The 19532-nt window shown below is 69.3% G+C and carries 16 protein-coding genes and 1 pseudogene; 3 read left to right on the top strand and 14 right to left on the bottom strand.

Annotated features, from left to right (window positions below; genetic code table 11):
- Nucleotides 1-358: 358 nt before the first annotated feature.
- The 6 genes and pseudogenes from ACTJJZ_RS13560 to ACTJJZ_RS13535 all read right to left on the bottom strand — a co-directional run.
- Nucleotides 359-1201, bottom strand: a complete 843-nt coding sequence (locus ACTJJZ_RS13560; protein ID WP_440721712.1) for a fumarylacetoacetate hydrolase family protein — start codon at nt 1199-1201, stop codon at nt 359-361.
- 48 nt (nt 1202-1249) lie between these two features.
- A complete protein-coding gene (locus ACTJJZ_RS13555; RefSeq protein WP_440721711.1) occupies nt 1250-2137 on the bottom strand; it encodes a VOC family protein in 888 nt (295 codons plus the stop codon).
- A gap of 3 nt (nt 2138-2140) precedes the next feature.
- Nucleotides 2141-3169 (bottom strand): hypothetical protein, encoded by a 1029-nt coding sequence (locus tag ACTJJZ_RS13550; RefSeq protein ID WP_440721710.1) that lies wholly within the window; start codon nt 3167-3169, stop codon nt 2141-2143.
- The gene (locus ACTJJZ_RS13545) at nt 3166-4296 is read right to left on the bottom strand and encodes an alcohol dehydrogenase catalytic domain-containing protein (RefSeq protein ID WP_440721709.1); all 1131 of its coding nucleotides are present in this window, start codon (nt 4294-4296) and stop codon (nt 3166-3168) included. Before ACTJJZ_RS13545 ends, ACTJJZ_RS13550 begins: the two co-directional genes overlap by 4 nt.
- Nucleotides 4293-5336: a TAXI family TRAP transporter solute-binding subunit gene (locus ACTJJZ_RS13540; protein WP_440721708.1), complete on the bottom strand. Its 1044-nt coding sequence runs from the start codon at nt 5334-5336 to the stop codon at nt 4293-4295. The genes ACTJJZ_RS13545 and ACTJJZ_RS13540 overlap by 4 nt, the downstream gene beginning before the upstream one ends.
- A 230-nt stretch (nt 5337-5566) precedes the next feature.
- Nucleotides 5567-6247, bottom strand: a pseudogene (locus ACTJJZ_RS13535) (IclR family transcriptional regulator); the annotation flags it as partial.
- 136 nt (nt 6248-6383) lie between these two features.
- On the opposite strand from ACTJJZ_RS13535, the gene ACTJJZ_RS13530 reads away from it, so the two are divergent.
- Nucleotides 6384-7937, top strand: coding sequence for an FAD-dependent monooxygenase (locus ACTJJZ_RS13530; protein ID WP_440721707.1), 1554 nt, complete (start codon nt 6384-6386; stop codon nt 7935-7937).
- 35 nt (nt 7938-7972) lie between these two features.
- Here the strand turns inward: ACTJJZ_RS13530 and ACTJJZ_RS13525 are convergent, their stop codons facing one another.
- The 8 genes from ACTJJZ_RS13525 to ACTJJZ_RS13490 form a co-directional block, all read right to left on the bottom strand.
- A complete protein-coding gene (locus ACTJJZ_RS13525) occupies nt 7973-8887 on the bottom strand; it encodes a TAXI family TRAP transporter solute-binding subunit (RefSeq protein ID WP_440721706.1) in 915 nt (304 codons plus the stop codon).
- 115 nt (nt 8888-9002) lie between these two features.
- Nucleotides 9003-10127 (bottom strand): alcohol dehydrogenase catalytic domain-containing protein, encoded by a 1125-nt coding sequence (locus ACTJJZ_RS13520; RefSeq protein ID WP_440721705.1) that lies wholly within the window; start codon nt 10125-10127, stop codon nt 9003-9005.
- The gene (locus tag ACTJJZ_RS13515; RefSeq protein ID WP_440721704.1) at nt 10124-11146 is read right to left on the bottom strand and encodes a hypothetical protein; all 1023 of its coding nucleotides are present in this window, start codon (nt 11144-11146) and stop codon (nt 10124-10126) included. Before ACTJJZ_RS13515 ends, ACTJJZ_RS13520 begins: the two co-directional genes overlap by 4 nt.
- On the bottom strand, nt 11146-11826 hold the full coding sequence (locus ACTJJZ_RS13510) for an MBL fold metallo-hydrolase (RefSeq protein ID WP_440721703.1): 681 nt from the start codon (nt 11824-11826) through the stop codon (nt 11146-11148). The genes ACTJJZ_RS13515 and ACTJJZ_RS13510 overlap by 1 nt, the downstream gene beginning before the upstream one ends.
- A 31-nt stretch (nt 11827-11857) precedes the next feature.
- Nucleotides 11858-12946, bottom strand: coding sequence for an ABC transporter ATP-binding protein (locus ACTJJZ_RS13505; RefSeq protein ID WP_440721702.1), 1089 nt, complete (start codon nt 12944-12946; stop codon nt 11858-11860).
- Nucleotides 12943-14721, bottom strand: coding sequence for an ABC transporter permease (locus ACTJJZ_RS13500; RefSeq protein WP_440721701.1), 1779 nt, complete (start codon nt 14719-14721; stop codon nt 12943-12945). The genes ACTJJZ_RS13505 and ACTJJZ_RS13500 overlap by 4 nt, the downstream gene beginning before the upstream one ends.
- Before the next feature lie 16 nt (nt 14722-14737).
- On the bottom strand, nt 14738-15847 hold the full coding sequence (locus ACTJJZ_RS13495; RefSeq protein WP_440721700.1) for an ABC transporter substrate-binding protein: 1110 nt from the start codon (nt 15845-15847) through the stop codon (nt 14738-14740).
- Between the two features lie 54 nt (nt 15848-15901).
- Nucleotides 15902-16657, bottom strand: a complete 756-nt coding sequence (locus ACTJJZ_RS13490; RefSeq protein WP_440721699.1) for a PIG-L deacetylase family protein — start codon at nt 16655-16657, stop codon at nt 15902-15904.
- A 160-nt stretch (nt 16658-16817) separates the two neighbouring features.
- Here ACTJJZ_RS13490 and ACTJJZ_RS13485 point away from each other — a divergent pair, with 160 nt between their 5' ends.
- Together ACTJJZ_RS13485 and ACTJJZ_RS13480 are read left to right on the top strand one after the other, a co-directional pair.
- Nucleotides 16818-17510, top strand: coding sequence for a class II aldolase/adducin family protein (locus tag ACTJJZ_RS13485; RefSeq protein WP_440721698.1), 693 nt, complete (start codon nt 16818-16820; stop codon nt 17508-17510).
- Between the two features lie 128 nt (nt 17511-17638).
- Nucleotides 17639-19531: an FAD-dependent monooxygenase gene (locus ACTJJZ_RS13480; protein ID WP_440721697.1), complete on the top strand. Its 1893-nt coding sequence runs from the start codon at nt 17639-17641 to the stop codon at nt 19529-19531.
- The last annotated feature ends 1 nt before the right edge of the window (nt 19532 follow it).

Raw genomic sequence — 19532 nt, 5'->3', positions numbered from 1 at the left:
ATGGCGGCTCATGCATGCGGTATTTCGGCGTGCGCGGAGTCCCCCGCTCCCCTGAGACTCCCCTGGGCGGCGCCACCGTTCCGACACCTGGCACGAACGTCCGAGTCCGTCGATCAGTAAGAGTGTGCGCCGGCGTCGAAGACCTTGGCCCGAGAGCACCCGACCCGGATCCGTGTGCGACGTGAGCTCCGCGACGAGGTCCCTTGCTGATTGTGTCGTGAGTACAGGACCGGAGCCGGGTCCCCGAGGGCGTCGCCGGAGAACACCTTCGTCTTGCGGTGAGCTCGTCATCGCTGGATCTGTGGGGCCAGCCAGACTGTGGATTCGCCGGCGACGATCCCGATGGCTGACGAGACAGCTATCCGGTGAAGGTCTGCCGGATCGTCCCGATTCCCTCGATCGTGGTGACGAGAGTCTGCCCGGGCTGGATGAGCCATTCCGGTTCGCGCGTGAAGCCGACTCCAGACGGCGTTCCGGTGTAGATCACATCGCCGGGCTGCAGCACTAGGATCTGCGAAAGCTTCTCGATGAGCACCCCGACCGGGAAGATCATCTGGCTGGTGCGGCCGGTCTGTACGACCTCGCCGTCCAGTGTGCCGGTGATGCCGAGGTCGTCACGGTCCGGCAGTTCATCGGGCGTCACGAGCCACGGCCCCTGCGGCGAGTATCCGGGGAAGGACTTCCCGAGCCCGAACTGGGGCGCGGGACCCTCCAGCTGCGTGGCGCGCTCCGACAGGTCCTGGCCCACCGTCGCCCCGGCGACGTAGTCCCAGCCGGAGCCCTCCGCGATGCTGTGAGCGGTCCGGCCGATGACGATGACGAGCTCCGCCTCCCAGTCCGTCCGCCCGCCGGGCACGAGCGCGACCGTCTCGTACGGACCGACGATCGACGACTGGAACTTGGGGAAGACCGGCGGGAGCTTCTCCGGACGGCCGAATCCGCTCTCGGTCACGTGGTCGGCGTAGTTGAGTCCGATCCCGAGCGACTGCAACGGCCGCGGCGAGACCGGGCCGAGCCTGCCCTGTTCGAGGGCGATCTCCGCACTCGACGCTGTCCCGGCCCACGCTGTGAAGTCGTCCCAGTCGTCGTAGATGCCCTGAATGTCAGGGCCGAAGCGCCCCTCGCTCGCGTCGGCGACGTCGAAGGCGGTCGTGTCGGTCGTGAGGATGACGGCACGGCCGTCGAGATTCGCGAGACGCATGTCCTGCTGCTTTCTACCCAGAATTAAGGAAGGAGAGATCGGACCCGGTCAGCGCTCGACCGGCACGACGCCGAAGTCGAGGATGCCCGCGGGGACCTGACCATCCCATTGGTTGATCCAGTACAGGTCCTCCGGGTCCCAGACCCGTGCAGGGCGCTCTTTGTCGCGGATGGTCTCCATGTCGCAGTAGTACTCGATCACAGCGCCGTTCGGCTCGATGAAGTACACGGCGATGTTGTCGCCCGCGCCGTGCCGCACCGGTCCCCATGCCAGACGCGCTCCCCGGCGGGCCAGACGATCGCCGAGCCGACCGAGATCCATGACGTTCCCGGCCTGCCAGGCGTGATGGTGCAGACCGAGATCGCTCGAGGAGAAGATCGCGATGCCGTGGTGATCGTCGTTGCAGCGCATGAAGAAGTTGTCGATGCCGATCGCGTCCGACACGCGGAAATCGAACACCTCGGTCAGGAAGTCGCGCATCGCCGGCGCATTGCGTGACTTGATGTTCACATGCCCCAGCCGATCCGGGGTCAGCGAACCGCGCTTGCGCATGCAGTAGTCGAGCTTCTCCGTGTAGAGCTGCCACGTGTAGCCCTCGGGACCCACGAACGCGAACCCCTGCTCGATGTGGTCCTCGATCGGCTGCTCCGACACGACCCGGTAGCCTCCTCGGTCCACCTTGGCGCGGACGGCGTCGAGCTCCCCCGCGCTCGAGACGACAAGCCCGATGTGATCGATCGCATCCTCGTCAGCCTGGGTGTAGACGAGCTCGTGATGCTTGTTCTGCGCCGTGATGAACGCCTTCCGCCCGTCTGACGCTGTCTCGTGCAGGCCGAATACGTCGACCGCGTTCGCGATCGACTCCGAAAGGTCGCGGGTGCGCATCGACACGTAGCCGATTTCGGAGACGGCGCCGACGTTCTGGTGTCCGGGCACGGGTCAGCCGATCTCGGCGCGGGCCGCGGCGAGCGCCTCGAAGTCCACCGGCACGGCTTCTCCGGTCGACTCGGCGATCTGCGGCACCGCGGCCCGGACGCACTCGACGCCGTCGACGACCTGCAGAGAGGTCTTCGCCGAGCAGACGCGGATGTGCTTGCTGGCGCCCTTGACGATGTTGGTGTACGCGACCCCGAGCGGGATCCGCACGAAGTCGCCCGGAACGAGTCGGACCATGCCGCGCTGAGTGACGAGCAGACGCTCGCCGCTGATCTGGTACTGCATCTCTTCCGCGTTGTGGTTGCGCAGGTAGACGAGCCCTTTGTCGTCACGAAGATCGCTCTGGCCGATGAGCAGCTCATCCGAGCCGTACAGCCAGGTGGTGCCCTGGGCGTCCTCGTCGACGCGCAGGATCTCCAGACGCTCATCGGTCTCGTGCACACGATTCCAGATGTTGTCCTCGTGCAGCTCGCTCAGCGTGATGTCGTGCTCCGGACCGCCCAGGCATTCCGTCACCAGCTCGGGCCGGTTCGACGCTTCCCAGGACTGTGGCGGGATCACGATCTCGCTCTGCCGATGGGATCCGATGAGCTCGGTGACCGGGGCGGGGAAATAGAAGAGCACGTGGATGTCGTCCGGCGAGTAGTTGTCGTGCGTGATGCCGACCGGCAGGCGCGTATAGTCTCCCGGCCGGAGCGTCGCCAGACCGAGCTCGGTGATGAGACTGCGCGTGCCGTCGACCTGGAACGACAGCTCGTCCACATCCGTGTTGCGGTGGTAAAACGGCTGCCGGCTGCCCGGCATCGTCTGCCATTCGATGCGGAGGTAGTGGCTCTCGTAGACCGGGCGCGGAATCGCGAATTCGGTCGGCTCGAAGGTCGCTGGGAAGTGGATCACCTGGATCCGCTGGTGATCCAGAATCGGCTTGAACCTGAGTTCCGGCTTCGTGAGGATGCCCTCCTCATCGCGACGGATCACTCGCGGCGCCTTGTCGTAGGGAAACGTGCTCCAGTGCTCTTCGATGCGCGTCATGCGCTCGTCTCCTGTCGTCCTCGGGATGCGGTGAAATCGGACTCATCGTCCGGGTGGATGACCGACATCCAGACCGGTTCGGATCGGGATTCGAGGACCCGGCGGGCCTCATTCACGCGGCTCAGCGGATAACGGTGGGTGATCAGGCGCTCGAACGACGCCGGGTCGGCGGCGACGATGCGCAGCACTTCCTTCACATCGGCGCGCGTGCAGCTACGCGTCCCGATGAAGCTGATGCAGCGCACCGACATCGCGATCTGGGGGATGAACAGAGGATCGCTGTTCATGCCCATATGCACGATCCGACCGCCGTCCCTGAGACTGCCGAAGACCTTCGTCAATCCGTTCCCGCTGGGCAGGAAGTCGATCACTGCGTCGACGCCACCGCCCGCCGCAGCCCGGACCCGGCCGACCACGGTCTCCGGACTGTCCTCGTCGTCGAGTTCGACGGTGACCACTCGGTCAGGATCGAGCTGCCGCACGTCCTCGAGGCGGGCCGCGTCCCGCCCGATGGCGACGACGCGGGACACACCGAAGTACGGCGCCAGCAGGATCGTCGACGTGCCCATCGCGCCTGTCGCGGCCGTGACGGCGAGCGTGCTGCCCGGCCGCAACCGAGCCTTGGTGAGCGCACGGTACGCATTCGCGATGTCGTGGATCTTCGCGGCGAGGTCGGTGCTGATGTCATCCGGAAGCACGTCGATGTTGGCCGCCGGCACCAGCACCTTCTCGGCCAGACCGCCGTTGTGGTAGCGCTCATAATGCGTGATGGCACGAGGGCCGAACGAGGCGTGCCCCATCATCGAATGCTCCGCGCAGAGCATCTCGTCGTCCGCGGCGCAGTATTCGCAGGTTCCGCAGCCCAGCAGCGGATGCACGCGGACCCGCGCGCCGAGGAGCCCGGGGTCGACGTCCGCGCCGATCTCGACGACCTCCCCCGCGATCTCGTGCCCCAGGATCGTGGGCAGGAGCGGGAAGGCCGGTGTGGGGAGCAGGCGGAAGGTGCCGGCCGCGAACGCCGCGGCGCCGACGCGCACGACCACATCGTCCGCACCGGGCACCGGGTCGGGCACCTCCTCGAGGAACAGCCGGCTGAGATCCTCGGCTTTGGCAACGGCGGCGATCATCGTCGATCCCCTTCTCTCTGTCCAGGTGAGTCGTTCCGGGTGGATGAGTCGTTCTGGGCGTGCGAGCCGGTCTGGGTGGACTCGAGCGCGGCCGCGTAGACGGCGGCGGCGGCCCGATGCAGCGGGATCGGGGTCGTCGAGGCGGCGCGCGCGTCGATCGGATACCGCAACGGCGAGTAGTCGACCGGCAGGTGGCGGTAACTGCGCGCGAACTGCTCGCTGTCCTCGACGACGGCCCGCGCAAGCAGCGCGGCGGTCTCGTCGTCCAGCGCGGTCGTAGTGACGCAGATCCAGTCGGAGTAGTCCAGCGCCGTGATCGGATGCTCGGTGCCGGGGAAGTAGCCAGCCGGGATCTCGATGGTGCCGAGCGCCCAGCGGTCCTGCAGCGCGGCAGCCTCTGCGGCGGACAGGCTGAGGAAGGTCACGTCCTGCTCTGTGGCGAGCGCACGCCAGTCAGGCGTCATGATCGCCTCGGAGACCATGACGTCGGCTCGTCCTTCACGCAGATCCGCGATCGCATCGAAGGGCTGTTCGTGACGGGTCACCGTGCCGCCGCGGGCAATGATCCTGTCGAGGTCGACACCTGCCGCCTGCAGCACGATGTCGGCGCCGAAGCCCATGAAGCCGTCGGGATCGTCGACCCCGAGCGAGACCCGGAGCGGCAGGTCGGAGGCGGCGAGTTCGGCGAGGGTGCCGATGCCCAGGTCCGTGCGGACGACGGGGATCATCGCGTCCCGATGCGGCAGGACGGCGAGGGCGCGGAGGTTCGCCAACGGGCGGTCCTGGAACGGACCGCGTCCGTCGAGAGCGAGCTTCGCGAACGCTGCCGGAGTGGCGAACGCGATGTCGACGTCGCCGCGGGACACCGCCGCGACGTTGTCACCCATGCCCCGCCCGGTGTAGACCACGGAGAAGCGATGATCGTGGCTGTTGTCCCACACCCACTGCGCGAGCCATCCCGAGGCGCGGTGCAGGTTGGCCCCGCCCCAGTCGCCCTGGAACCGTAGCCTCGGCCGCACGCCTCCGGTGTCTTCGCCCATGTCTGTATCTCCTTCAATGCTGGTTCCCACCGTAGGAAACGGGAGAGGAGATGCGGATCCAGGATTTCAATGATTGAAATACGACGATCGCGCTCCGAGTCGGCGCCGCCCTGACCCGGCGAAGCACGCGGGGACGCGTCAGTGCTCGACGACCGGGGCTGCGCGGGNNCCCGCGCGACCGCGACCACGGTGGGCCCCGCCATCCGCAGTTCCACCGAGCCCGGCATGCCGACGACGGAGAGGGCGGCCACGCAGGCGCCCGTGCGGTCGAACACGGGTGCAGCCACGGTCGCCGCAGCCGGCACCGACCGTTCCATTTGCGCGTACCCCTGCGCGCGGATCCTCGCGATGCGCTCGCGCAGATCGGCGGGCTCGACGACGATCCCCTCCGGTTCCAGCACGAGCGGGCGCTCCAGATAGGCGGCGACGAACTCCGGACGGGCGTGCGCGAGCAGCACGGTGCCCGCCCCCGTCCCGTGCAGCGGAATGCGCGCGCCAGGGCCGTACAGAGCCTTCACTGCGTCTTGCGCGGAGAGTCGCTCGACGATGACCGCATCCGTGCCCTCCTGCACCACGAACTGCACGTGCTGACCGGTCGCACGGTGCAGATCCTCCATGTACGGGAGAGCGACCGCGCGCAGCCCGTGCCCGCGCGGGGCGCGCGCCGCATAGGTCAGCATGCGGATCCCGATCGTGAACGTGCCGTCGGGCAGGCGCTCCAGGGCGCCGAGCCGAGCCAGCCGCTGCGCCAGCCGCAACGCGGTGCTGATCGGCAGCCCCGCCCGCGCACTGAGGTCGCTCAGCCGGAGGGCGGATTCGGCACCCGTGAACGCGTCCAGGAGGCGGAACGCGCGGTCCAGCACGGGCTCGCCCTGCGCGGGGCGTCCGCCGCGCCGCGGTTCCGAGGTCATGGCGCGACGTTACCACTCAATGAAACCTTCCCGGTCTCCGCGCCACCCGCAGTCCAGGATCATGCCAGATCCGGCGCATTGGCCTCCACGACGACCGAGTGCTCGCCAGCCCGACGTGACGAAGACAGGAGATCCGATGACGGCCGACCATCCGGTGATCATCGTGGGAGGTGGGCCGGTCGGCCTCACCACGGCCCTCGAGCTGAACCACCACGGCGTTCGCTGCGTCGTGATCGAGCCGCGCGTCGTCGTGGAGCACTCCCGCCCGCGGGCGAAGACGACCTCGGCGCGCACGATGGAGCTGCTGCGGCGCTGGGGCGGAGCGGAACGCATCCGCCGGATCGCGCCGTTGAGTCCGGACTGGTCGCACCGGGCCACCTTCGCCGAGACCGCCACCGGTGCCGAGATCACGCACATCGTCGCCTGCCTGGGCCTGGCCACTCCTTCTCACGTGTCGCCTGAGCGCGGACAGCAGATCAGCCAGGGACTCGTCGAAGTCGCGCTGCGCGACCTCATCGCCGAGCGCGAGGGCATCGACCTGCTGCTGGGCTGGACGGCGGTCGAGGCGGGCCAGGATACGGATCTCGCGCACGTCGTGATCGAGGAGGCCTCGGGCCTCCGGCGCACGCTGACCGCCGAGTGGCTGGTCGGCGCCGACGGACCGCGCAGCATCGTCCGCCCCGCCATGGGCGCCCGCTACGAGGGCGAGTCCGGCGGACGGCCCAACGTGAACGTGTCGTTCCGTTCGAGGCGCCTGGCGCGCCTCATCCCGCATCCGCCGTCGATCCACTATTGGGCGATCAACCCGGCCTCCCCCGGCGTCATCGGTCCGCTCGACATGGACGGATCCTGGTGGGCGATCTCGACCGGCACCGCGCGCATCGACTCCGATGACGAGGCCGTGGCGATCGTCCGCGGTCTCGCCGGCGCCGATATCGACGTCGAGATCATCGCGACCGACCCCTGGCAAGCGCGCATGCTGCTCGCCGACCGGTACCGGACGGGGCGGATGCTTCTCGTCGGCGATGCCGCGCATCAGAACCCGCCGTGGGGCGGACACGGCTTCAACACAGGGGTCGGGGACGCGGTCAACGCCGCCTGGAAGATCGCCGCCGTACTGCACGGCTGGGCACCTGCCGAACTGCTCGAGAGCTACGAGACCGAACGACGTCCGATCGCTGCCGAGACGATCCGCATCGCGGCCCGCAACATGGCAACGCTGTCGATCGACCTCGCCGAGAGCGGTGCCGCGGAGGATCTCGGCGCGAGGATTCGCCGTGAGAAGTCGCCCGAGTTCCACTCCGACGGCCTCGTCTTCGGCTATGCCTACGGCCCCGCGGCCGCCCATCCGTTCGCCGCAGGCGTCTATACGCCGCGCGTCGAGGCGGGCGCGCGGCTGCCGCACCGCCTGCTGCACGGTGTCCCGGTGCACGACCTGCTGGGGCGGGAGTTCACCGCGCTCGGTCCGGCCGCGGAGACCGCGGCCCTCGCCGCGGAGGCCGCGCGGATCGGCCTGCCCCTGCACACGGTCGCCGACGACGGCCCCGTCGTTCTCGTCCGTCCGGACCAGCACATCGCCTGGACGGGCGCGCGCGTCGTCGACGCGGCGGCTGTGCTGCACGACGCCGTCCGCGGCTTCACCTCCGTCGACGCCGACGTGCGGCAGGAGTCCGCCCGCGTCGAGGGCTGATACCCGGCGGACACGGGCGTCCGCCGGGTACCGTGTCAGGCCAGGAAGCCGTGTTCGCGGTAGTAGCGCTCGGCGCCGGGATGCAGCGGGATCCCGCCCAGCTCGAGCGCTGCCGTCAGATCGAACGCGCTCGTCATCGGCGGTGTGGGGCTCATCTGGAAGCGCGCGGTCATCAGCGCCTTCTGCTCGTCGAGCGCCTGCACCGCGAGGTAGACGAGGTCGTCGGCGAGCGACTCGGCACAGTACATCACCCATCCGGAGAAGTCGACGGTGGGTACGTCCTCCTCCACGCCGGGGAAGCGCCCGCGGGCGATCGTGCCGCGCGGCATCCCGCGCTCCTCACACCACTGCAGCACGTCCTCGTCCAGCGGCAGGAAGCGCAGGTCGTAGTCGGTGGTCAGCCGCTTCCAGCGCAGGGTCATGATGGCCTCGTCGAACACGGCGTCGAAGCGGGGGTCGACGGGGATCGAGTCGGGCGAGTTCTGCGAGCGCGGACGGTCGCGGAGGATCTCACCACCCCACGAGACGATGTCGTCCTGGGAGAACCCGGACTGCGCGAAGATCTCGTCCAGGAGCCACCCGGCGGGGTGTCCCTGGTCGCGGGTCGGCATCGAGATCTTGAGCGGCCGCCTCTCCTCCACGATCTGGCGGAGCGAGGTGATGCCCGTCTCCGCCCGAACGGCGAAGGCGAGCCGGTCATCGTGCGGGAACGCCGCGATCGCGCGCAGTGGAAGCGGCTCCTCGAACATGCCGAGGCCTCGCCGGGCCTGGTCGAGCAGCCAGGTGGGCGTGGTGATACCGAAATCGTACGTCCCGCGCGCCACCTCCCAGGGACCGGCGAGGGCGAGTGCGGATGGCGGGGTGCCGGTGATCGCCGAGATGGTGCTCCCCGGGGGAAGCACCCCGTGGTAGCCGCCCATGCCGTTGGCCATGAGACTGCCGATGGTCATGAAATTCTGTCCGGCACAGAGGATGCGCACGTGCGAGACGTCGGTCATGGAGCGTCCTTCTCTCGGGTTTCGGCGGAGCCGGTGCCCTGTCGTGTCGGCGCGGGGCTCTGCGAGCTCAGCGTTCGGTGGTGACGACGCCCATCCAGATCGGCTCGCGCCGGGACATGAGGGTGTCGAAAGCGAGGTCGGCCTCGGCGAGCGCCCAGCGGTGGGTGATGAGCGCGTCCGCTCGCAGGGCGCCGTGGGCCAGCAGGCGCAGCACCGCGCGGACGTCCCCGCGGGTGCAGGCACGGGTGCCGGTGACCGTCCAGAGGTAGTTCATCAGGACCCGCAGCGGCACGTCGATCGGCGTGGGCAGCCCGCCCATATGCACCAGCGTGCCGCCCATCCGCAGCGACTTCAGCGCCTGCGCGGCCCCGGTGCCGACGGCGAGGAAGTCCAGCACGGCATGAGGGCCCGTGGGATCCACAGACCGGATGGCAGAGGTCAGCGCGTCCGTCTGCTCCCAATCCGCGGGCAGCTCGTCCGTCGCGATCAGATCGACCGCGATGCGATCCGCCCCGAGCGCCGCGACCTGCTCGAGGCGCTCCCGGGACCGGCCCACGAGGATCGCCCTACCCACGCCGAGGTGCGGCGCGAGCAGGATCGACGCGGTGGCCATCGCCCCGGTCGCGGCCGTGATCACGAGCGTGCCGCCGGTGGGCACCTGCGCGGCGATGAGCGCGCGATACGCGTTGGCCAGGTCGTGCAGCTTCGCCGCGACCTCGAACGAGACGTCGTCGGGGACCTCGTCCACGAGGAACTCCGGCACCCGTACGTAGTCGGCGAGTCCGCCGTCGTGGTACTCCCGGTACCACGGGCTCGAGCCGCCGTGCGCGGCCGCTCCGATCATCGCCGACTCGGCGCACATCTGCTCACGGTCGCTCAGACAGAACTCACAGTGCCCGCAGGAGAGCATCGGGTGCACCCGCACGCGCCGGCCCAGCATCGCCGGATCGACATCCGCCCCGACGGCGACCGCGACTCCGGCGACCTCGTGCCCGAGGACCGTCGGGAGGATCCCATAGCGTCCCATGCGCAGCAGCTTCAGCAGCATCGGCGAGATGCCGGCGGCGACGACGCGGATCAGCACGTCGCCGCGACCGGGCTCGGGCACCGAGACCTCGCGGAACTCCAGGGGGGCCTCCGCGGTGGTCGCGACCCAGGCGCGCATCGTGTCAGGGATGGCTTGTGTGCTCACCAGCCGTTCCTCTCCGCAGCGATGACGTCGAGGTCGACGGGCACCGCCTCGCTCGTGGTCTCCGCGATCTGCGGCACGAAGGCGCGGACGCACTCCTGCCCCTCGATCTGCTGCAGATACGCCGTCGCCGAGCAGACCCGCACGTGCTTCGACTCCTCGCGCACGATGCTGGTGAAGGCGACGCCGATCGGGATCTTGACGAAGTCGCCCGGCTGGATCCGCACCATGCCGCGCTGCGAGACGAGGAGACGCTCGCCGCTGATCTGGTACTGGATCTCCTCGCAGTTGCGGTGCACGATGTAGTCCAGCCCCGGCTCTTCGACCAGGTGCGTCTCGCCGATCATGATGTTCTCCGACCGGTACAGCCAGGTCGTGCCCCGCGCATCGGGGTCGGTGCGGATCACGTTGAGCCGGGCCTCGGTGCGCAGCGCGTTCTCCCAGATGTCGATCTCGTTCGCCGGGTACATCACGATGTCGTGCTCGGGGCCGCCGAGGCACTCGGTGACAAGCTCGTTCACGACGGTCGGCTCCCAGGTGGACGGCGGGATCACGACCTCGCTGCGTCGGTCGACCGGGCCGAGCTCCTCCACCCCGGCCGGGGTGTAGAAGAGGACGTGGATGTCGCCGCGGCCGTAGTTGTCGTGCGCGGTGCCCGTCGGCATGCTGACGTAGTCGCCGGTGCGCATCTCGACGGTCCCGCGGTCGGTGACGAGCGAGCGCTCCCCCGACACCTGCAGCGACAGCTCGTCGACGTCGGTGTTGCGGTGGTAGAACGGCTGGCGGGAATCCGGCATGGTCTGCCACTCGAGACGCAGGTACCGGCTCTCGTACACGGGGCGCGGGTGCCCCATCTTGGTGGGCTCGTACTGCGGCGGGAAGTGCACGACCTGCAGCGGGGCGTCGCGGACCACCTTTCGGCTGGGCAGGTGGGGCGCGAGGAGGAGCTCCTCCTCGCGCTTCCAGCTCTGCGGTGGCTCGTCGAACGGGAACGTGCTCCAGTGCTCTTCCACAGCGGTCATCAGAAGGATCCTTTCGAGGCGGCGGGGATGTGCATGCCCTCTCCGATGCTCGGGGCGAGGACGGTGGTCCCCTCGGGGGCGAACCTGGTCATGAGGCTGCGGTGCATCTGCCGGTGCGCGGGCGCGAGGCCTCCGTCGTGCACGGGGATCGCGATCCTCGGCGCCACGGCGCGCAGGTAGTCGATGGTCTCGGAGAGCTTCATCCACGGTGCGCCGGTGGGCAGCAGCAGCACCTCGACATCGTGGTCGGGGTTCGCGAACGCGTCGCCGGGGGCGAACACGGTGCCCGCCACGAGGTAGCCGAGATCCTGCGGCAGGGGCACCCCGGGATAGATCTCCTCGTGCTGCCAGGCGGAGACCTCGATCTCCACGTCCCCGATCCTGAAGGAGCCAGGCTCGACGGCCTGGAACCCGTCGATCCCACCGTCCTCGGCGACCGCGCGACTGGCGGCGTCGCCGTAGACCGGGACGTCGGCGTCGCCGCGCACCGCGCGGATCTGCTCGGCGGTGAGGTGGTCGGGGTGCGCGTGCGTGATGAGGATCCCGTCGAGGCCGTCGATCGGGGCGAGCGGCGGGGTCAGGCTGCCCGGGTCGAGCAGGATCCGGGTGGACCCGCTCTCGCCGGGCACCTCGATCAGCACACAGGAGTGGCCGAGCGGGGTGAGGGTCAGGGTGGTCATGGATTCCTCCGTGGTGGGGGTGCTCGGCGGCTCAGGCCGGGATGACGATGATGCGGTCCGGCGGCAGCTGCAGCCAGACGGTCTGGTCGACGCGCGGGGCGAAGTAGGGGTCGACGCGGACAAGCCAGCGGTGCTCGCCCGCCCGGACGTGGCATTCGAGCCGATCCCCGATGAACATGGACCGCACCAGAGTGCCCTCGACCACGTTCGGCGTGCTGTCGGTCGGGCGCTGCGCGGTCACCGCGATGGCCTCGGGGCGGACCGAGATCGACACCGCGTCGCCGGCGGCGTGACCCGGCGTGCTCGTCCAGAACGTGCCGACGGCGGTCTCCACGCCGTCCCCGCGCACCGTCCCGTCCAGGAAGTTGGTGCGCCCGACGAACTCCGCGACGAACCGATCCGCCGGATCCTGATAGATCTCCCGCGGCTTGGCCTCCTGCACGATCCGCCCCGCGTTCATCACCGCGACCCTGGTGGACATGCTGAGCGCCTCGTCCTGGTCGTGCGTGACGAACAGCGTCGCGATGCCCAGCTCGCGCTGGAGCTTCACGACCTCGGTGCGCATGGCCTCGCGCAGCTTCGCGTCGAGGTTCGACAGGGGCTCGTCCAGCAGCAGCAGCTTGGGACGGCCGACGAGCGCACGGGCCAGGGCGAGGCGCTGCTGCTGCCCGCCGGACATCTGGTTCGAGGCGCGCCCGGCGAAGCCCTCGAGGTGCACCGCGGCCAGTGCCTCCTCGACGCGTTCGGCGATCTCCTTCTTGCCGAGACGTCCGCGCTGCACCTGCAAGGGGAACGCGGCGTTGTCGAAGACGCTCATGTGCGGCCAGATGCCGTAGTTCTGGAACACCATGCCCAGGCCGCGCTTCTCGGGGGGAACGGACAGCCTGCCCTTGCACACCGTGCGTCCGGCAATCGAGATCTCGCCGTCGTCGGGGTGCTCCAGCCCGGCCACGGAGCGCAGCGTCGAGGTCTTGCCGCATCCGGAAGGGCCGAGCAGCGTATAGAGCTCGCCCTCCGCGATCTCGAAGGCGACGTCGTCGATGGCGTGCACCGTCGCGACCTTCGAGGAGAAGGTCTTGCGCAGGCCGGTCACCTGCAGCGGAAGGGCGTTCTCGGTCATGCGCCGGGCCTTTCGTTCTTACGGGTGAGGAAGAGGTAGATCGCGACGATCGGCGACATGACGAGGATCATGATCAGCGTCACCGCCGAGGCGCTGCCCATCGCGCCGCCCTGGAACAGCGACCACGATACGAGCGCCAGCGGCGCGCTCTCCGGCGACGCGAGCAGCGCGGGCACGGTGAGATCGCGCATCGCGAGCAGCGCGATCCACAGCCAGGACGACAGCACCGTCGGCATGAGCAGCGGCAGGGTGACGCGACGCATCACCTGCCACGCGGTGGCGCCGGACATCCGCGCCGCCTCCTCCAGCTCCGGATGGATCTGCAGCAGCGCGGCGGACAGGTTGCGGTTCGCGAGGGGGATCTGCACCAGCGCCATCACGATCGCGATCAGGACCGCGGATCCGTACAGCCAGCCGCGGAAGAAGTAGATCGCGACGACCACCGCGCCCAGCGCGAAGATCGTGGTGGGCACGGCCTGCGGGAAGAACGCGGCCAGGTCGAACGCGAACCGGGAGCGCAGCCGGCTGCGGATCAGGAGGAACGAGATCGCGATGCTGAAGCCGACGGCGAGCGTGGGCGCGACGAGCGAGATCTCGATGCTGTTACCGAAGCCGCGCAGCAGGTTGTCCCAGTTCAGCTGGGTGTAGTTGTCGAACGTGACGTTCTTCAGCGCCTCGAGCGACGGCGGCTGCAGGTAGCGCAGCAGCGAGGCCCAGACCACCATCAGCAGCGGCAGCACCATCGACAGCAGGAAGTAGCCCACGACGTAGACCCACGCCGCGATCCGCGCCCCGGTGCCGAGCCGGTTGCGCACCGGGCGATGCCCCTTCCCCGTGAGCACGCGGTACTTGCCGCCAGAGCGGAGCACGCGCATGTACCAGAGGCTCAGCGCGATGGCCAGCACGATGAGGATCGACGAGAACGCGGTGGAGACGCCGTAGTCCGAGATGCCCGCCGCGGGGTTCGCCTGCAGGTACAGAAACGAGCTGAACACGAGGGTCCGGTTCGACAGCCCCAGCACGAGCGGCACGTCGAGGGCCGACAGCGCGATCGTCGAGACGAACATGAACGAGCTGAGCAGGGCGGGGGTCACCAGCGGCAGGGTGATCCGGCGGACCACCGTGAAGGCGCTCGCTCCTGCGGTGCGCGCCGACTCCTCGAGAGACCCGTCCATGTTGCGCAGGCTCGCCGAGACCATCATGTAGACGAGCCCGGAGAGGCTGAGCCCCTCCACGAAGCCCATCCCGACCACGGTGGTGACATCGAGCACGGCGTGATCCAGCCCGAAGGCGTTCTTCAGCCAGACGTTGACGGCGCCGATGCGGGGGTGCAGCAGGAACAGCCACCCCATCGCGGTGAAGAAGCTCGGGATCAGCACGCGCAGCAGGATCAGGCCGCCGGTGGTGCGCGCGAGACCGAAGTCGGTGCGCTCCACGATCAGGGCCAGGACCGTGCCGAGCACCACCGCGATGGCCACGGTCACCGCGACGTACACGACCGTGTTCAGGACCACCTGCAGCAGAGCGGGATCCGACACCAGAGCCGCGTAGTTGCGCGTCGTGATCGCGCCGCTCGGGATCCCGTTCTCGCGGAACCCAAGCGAGAGGATCACCAGGAGCAGCCCGACGATCCCGACGACGGGGAAGAGCGCCACGACGACGAAGAACCGCGTGAGCGGGTTGGCGCCACGCTCGGGGCGCAGTTCGCTCCCCCGCAGGAGACGCTCCTGGGTGCGGAGCGCGTCCTGCGAGATCGTGCTGGTGTCGGTGAGCATCGGTGCTGATCCAGCCTTACTTCTTCAGAAGTCCGACGATGGCGCCCTTGAACTCGCGGCTGAAGTCTTCCGGGTGGGCGACGACGTACGCGACGTTCACGATCGTGGGATCGGTGCCGTCCTTCTCGAGCTTCGCGAGGTACTCCGCGGAGTGCGTGCCCTTGAGCTGTGCGTTGTCGACCGAGGAGCCGTCCCACGTGATCGCCTGCGCCGCGGGGGTGTTCAGCCAGGCGCCGAACAGCGCGGCGGCGGCCGGATGCGCGGAGTTCTTCGGGACCGCGACGTAGACGGAGTTCGCGATGGCGCCGTCGGAGACCCCGGCGAAGCCGAGCGGTGCGCCGTCCTTGACCCCCTGGTCGACGAACGACTTGCCGCAGCCGACCCACATCGCATCGAACTCGCCGGAGGCGATCCGGCTCGTCTCGCCGCAGTTGATCAGACCGGCGGGCGTGAACTTCGCGAGGTGCGCCTTGACGGCGTCCGGGCCGCCCATGCCGATCGCCAGCGTGTTGAAGCTCGCGCCGTACGGCGTCGAGGCGATCGAGTACTTGGTCATCTTGAGCACGTCGTCGGCCTTCTTCGGCAGGTCCTTCTTGTCGACCGTGTTCGTGTTGTAGATGAAGCCGGGGAACTGGTGGCCGATCACGAGGAAGTCGCCCCCCTCTTCGGAGAAGTCCTTGTTCCAGGGCGAGAACGAGGCCCAGTCCTGGGGCTCGATGAGCTTCGACCCCGACGAGCCGATCGTCGCCGCCGTCGCCGACGTCGTCAGCGACAGGTCACTGGAGGGCGTGACGCCCGCCGCCTCCTCCTGGGTGAGCTTGGCGGCGACCGCGTCGACGCTGTCGTTGAACGCGATGTGGATCGGGATGTCGAGATCGTACTGCTTCTTGAACGCGTCGATGAGCTTGCTGCTCACCGCGTCGTTGTAGACGGCCCAGGTGATCGTGAGCGCGCCCTCGGTCTTCGCCTTCTCGATGAGCGCCTTCAGCGCCGGGTTGGCGGACTCGGTCGGCGCGGTCGCGGGGGTGGATGCAGCAGGAGCACCGCCGCCCGAGCAGGCGGCGAGCCCGAGGGTGAGGGCCACGCCGGCGAAAGCCGCTGCAGCCTTGAGAGTCTTACGTGCCATGTCTCCTCCTTGAGATGGTGCAATCCGGTGGTGCGGGTGGTTCGCTGCGGGAAGTCAGTGCAGCTCGGTGGTGACCTCGGGCAGATAGCGCATGTACGCCTCTCCTCGCATGTCGTGCGCGAGGCCCAGGTTCGGACCGGCGTTGCGCTTGACCTGCACCCCGCGGCGTACCGCGAGGTCGGTGTAATAGCTCCACATGTGCTTCTGCGCGGGGAGGCACTCCATCGCGGCGCGCTTGCGATCGAAGGCCGTGGTGATGTCGAGCAGAACGTTCGGCTTGAAATCGCATTGCTCGGGCTGGTGCGGCTCGAAGAAGAACACCGGAGGCGCCCCGATGATCTCCTCGACCGAGGGCGCCCTGCCGTCCAGCCCGACGACGCCGATCGCCTGCGCCAGCACCCGCGCCTGCAGCGCCATGCGCGCCGCGGCCGGGTGATCGCCGTTGTACGGATCCGCGAGCGGATGCGTCAGGACGACCGTCGGCTGCACGCGCCGGTAGATGTCGACCAGGGCATGCAGCGCGTGCTCGGACTCGACCAGCGGGTAGTCGCCGAGGTCGAGGAACTCGATCTCGGCGCCCAACGCGGCGGCGGCCGCCTCGGCCTCGCCGCGCCGCACGGCCTTGATCTCCTCGAGCGGCTTGCCCGCCAGCCATTGACTCGCGGACTCGCCGCGTTCTCCGTAGGAGAGGCAGACCACGACGGCGCGCTCCCCTCGCATCGAGGCCGACGCGATCGCGCCGCCGGCACGCCACACGAAATCTCCGGCGTGCGCGCTGACGACGAGCAGGGCAGGATCTTGCTGAGCCACAGGTGGTCCTCTCGGGAAGGATCCGGGGCGACGACGGCCCCGACAGCGACTACGCAACCACACGGCGACGGATTGGTCAACAAATTGTCAACAATTTGGATAACAATTGAGACGGCGGCCCTGCTCCGGGTCGCCGCACACGCACGGGACGAGGCTGGGCATGGACGATGACATCCGCGAGCGCGCCGCACGGGCACATCGGGCGCTCGGCGCCGCCGGGCAGGCCGATCTGGTGTGGGGCCATCTGGCGCTGCGCGATCCGGAGGGCCGGGGCGTATGGATGAAGGCCGCCGGCTGGGGCTTCGACGAGATCGACGCATCACGGATCCTGCTCGTCGGCTGGGACGGCGATGTGCTGGCGGGCGACGGCGCGCGGCACGTCGAGTACCCGATCCACACCGAGATCATGCGCCGACGCCCCGAGGTGACCGCCACCGTGCACTCGCACCCCGAAGACGCGAACGTGTTCGCCTCTCTGGGGATCCCGATGCCGGCGCTCTCCCACGAGGGGGTGCTGTTCGCGGATCCGCAAGTGCCGCGCTTCACCTGCACCGGCGATCTCGTCCGGACCGGCGAGCTCGGCTCCGCACTCGCCGACACCCTCGGATCCGCCCCGGCCTGCCTGATGCCGAACCACGGGATCGTGGCGGTCGGGGTGGACGAGGCGGCGGCCGTCATGCACGCGGTCCTGCTCACCAAGGCCTGCCGCATGGCGGTGGCCGCCGCTGGGTCCGGCGGCGCCGTGTCATCCTCGGATCCGGCGGAGATCGCCGAGAAGAAGCGGAATGTGTGGCCGCCCGCGCAGCTTCGCGCCGGGTACGACTACCTCGTCCGCCTCGCGGAACGCGGCTGAGCCCGGCCCCGTCCGGTAGTGGTCCAACAGTTGAATTCGTTGGGGTACTGAGGATATAGTCGAGCCCACCAGCCCCGGCGCAGCCTCCCGTGCACGCCCCCCGCCATATCTCACCGAGGAGATCGAACGTGCAGTTCTACCGCGACGGCTACCGCGCAGGCAGCCCCGACATCCATCCGGCCGCCCCCGAGGCGCTGAGCCGCCCCGTCGATCTGCCGGAGACCGTCGACGTGCTGATCGTCGGCACCGGACCAGCCGGCACCGTGCTCGCGGCCCAGCTCGCCGCCTTCCCCGGCATCAGCACGCGCGTCGTCGAGCGCCGCGGGGGCCCGCTCGAGCTCGGCCATGCGGACGGAGTGGCCGTGCGCACGGTCGAGATGTTCGAGGCATTCGGGCTCGCCGATGCGCTGCTGCGGGAGGCTTACTGGGTCAACGAAGTGCGGTTCTGGGCGCCGTCGGAGGCGGACCGCGATCGCATCGAGCGCACCGGCTGGGTCGAGGACACCCCGGAGGGCCTCAGTGAGTTCCCGCATGTGATCGTGAACCAGGCCCGCATGCAGCAGTTCCTGCTCGAGCACGCCGCTAGCTCGGCGAGCCGCCTCGAACCCGACTACGGCCTGGAGCTGACCGGCCTCGAGGTCCGCGACGGCGAGCACCCCGTCCTCGCGACGCTCCAGCGCAAGACCGGCAACCGGGCGGGCGAGGAGGTCACGGTGCGGGCGCGCTACGTCGTCGGCTGCGACGGCGCGCGCAGCGCCGTGCGCCGCGCGATCGGCGTCGCGCTCGAAGGCGACGCGGCCAACCACGCGTGGGGCGTGATCGACGCGCTGGCGACCACTGACTTCCCGGACTGGCGCACCAAGAACGTCGTCCAGTCGGCGGGTCGGGGCAGCCTCATCATGATCCCCCGCGAGGGCGGAAACATGGTCCGCATCTACGTCGACCTCGGCGAGATCCCCGCCGGCGGCGGCGCCGACGTCCGCTCGACGACAGCCGACGAACTCGCACGGACCACGAACGCGATCCTGCATCCGTACTCGATCGACGTGCGCCAGGTCGTCTGGTCCTCGGTGTACGAAGTCGGCCAGCGCCTGGCCGACGCCTTCGACGACGCCCCCGCGGACGGATCCCGCGGTCCGCACGTGTTCATCACGGGCGACGCCTGCCACACGCACTCCGCGAAGGCCGGCCAAGGCATGAACGTCTCGATGCAGGACGCGTTCAACCTAGGCTGGAAGCTCGCCGCCGTGCTGGAGGGTCGCGCGGATGCGGCGCTGCTCGGGACGTACGCCCAGGAGCGGCGGCCCGTCGCCAAGGATCTCATCGACTTCGACAGGTACTGGTCGGACTTCATCGCCCAGCCCACAGTCGACCCCGCCCATCCCGAGCGTGGCGGCGTGACCTCCGGCCGGCTGCGCGCCGAATACGCCCGGCAGGGCCGCTACCTCGCCGGTCTCGCCACGGTCTACCCGCCGTCCGCGCTCATCGGGTCCGACGCGTATCAGCACCTGGCCGCCGGCTTCGGCATCGGGGAGCGCTTCCACTCCGCGCCCGTCATCCGGGTCGCCGATGCGCGGCGCACCCAGCTCGGGCATGCGCATCGCGCGGACGGCCGCTGGCGCCTGTACGCGTTCGCGGGCAACGACCCGGCATCGATGCAGGCGCAACTCACGTGGCTCGGCGAGGACGACTCGTCCCCGGTGCGTCGCTTCACCCCGGACCGCGCGGACATCGACGGTGTGTTCGACGTGCACGGGATCTTCCGCGGCGCGCATCACGATGTCGACCGCACCGCCCTGCCGTCGCTGCTCACGCCGCGATCGGGCCCACTTGGCCTGCAGGACTGGGAGAAGATCTGGACGACGGATCCGCGCGACGACATCTTCACCGCGCGCGGCATCGGCGCCGAGGGCGCGCTCGTCGTCGTGCGCCCGGATCAGTACGTCGCCCACGTCCTGCCGCTCGAGGCACGCGACGAGCTCGGCGCCTTCTTCGCCGGGGTGCTGCGCGAGGCGCGATGAT

Source organism: Microbacterium sp. 22242, assembly GCF_052045495.1.
Taxonomy (GTDB): Bacteria; Actinomycetota; Actinomycetes; order Actinomycetales; family Microbacteriaceae; genus Microbacterium.
Note: the sequence above shows the minus strand (reverse complement) of the source record. Positions and strands in the feature narration are given on the sequence as shown.

Excerpts from the sequence above, each read along its gene's own strand:
- ACTJJZ_RS13500 (WP_440721701.1), bottom strand. The coding sequence starts at position 14,721 with ATGCTCACCGACACCAGCACGATCTCGCAGGACGCGCTCCGCACCCAG.
- ACTJJZ_RS13540 (WP_440721708.1), bottom strand. The coding sequence starts at position 5,336 with ATGGGCGAAGACACCGGAGGCGTGCGGCCGAGGCTACGGTTCCAGGGC.
- ACTJJZ_RS13530 (WP_440721707.1), top strand. The coding sequence starts at position 6,384 with ATGACGGCCGACCATCCGGTGATCATCGTGGGAGGTGGGCCGGTCGGC.
- ACTJJZ_RS13485 (WP_440721698.1), top strand. The coding sequence starts at position 16,818 with ATGGACGATGACATCCGCGAGCGCGCCGCACGGGCACATCGGGCGCTC.
- ACTJJZ_RS13505 (WP_440721702.1), bottom strand. The coding sequence starts at position 12,946 with ATGACCGAGAACGCCCTTCCGCTGCAGGTGACCGGCCTGCGCAAGACC.
- ACTJJZ_RS13550 (WP_440721710.1), bottom strand. The coding sequence starts at position 3,169 with ATGACGCGCATCGAAGAGCACTGGAGCACGTTTCCCTACGACAAGGCG.
- ACTJJZ_RS13525 (WP_440721706.1), bottom strand. The coding sequence starts at position 8,887 with ATGACCATCGGCAGTCTCATGGCCAACGGCATGGGCGGCTACCACGGG.
- ACTJJZ_RS13545 (WP_440721709.1), bottom strand. The coding sequence starts at position 4,296 with ATGATCGCCGCCGTTGCCAAAGCCGAGGATCTCAGCCGGCTGTTCCTC.
- ACTJJZ_RS13515 (WP_440721704.1), bottom strand. The coding sequence starts at position 11,146 with ATGACCGCTGTGGAAGAGCACTGGAGCACGTTCCCGTTCGACGAGCCA.
- ACTJJZ_RS13560 (WP_440721712.1), bottom strand. The coding sequence starts at position 1,201 with ATGCGTCTCGCGAATCTCGACGGCCGTGCCGTCATCCTCACGACCGAC.
- ACTJJZ_RS13495 (WP_440721700.1), bottom strand. The coding sequence starts at position 15,847 with ATGGCACGTAAGACTCTCAAGGCTGCAGCGGCTTTCGCCGGCGTGGCC.
- ACTJJZ_RS13510 (WP_440721703.1), bottom strand. The coding sequence starts at position 11,826 with ATGACCACCCTGACCCTCACCCCGCTCGGCCACTCCTGTGTGCTGATC.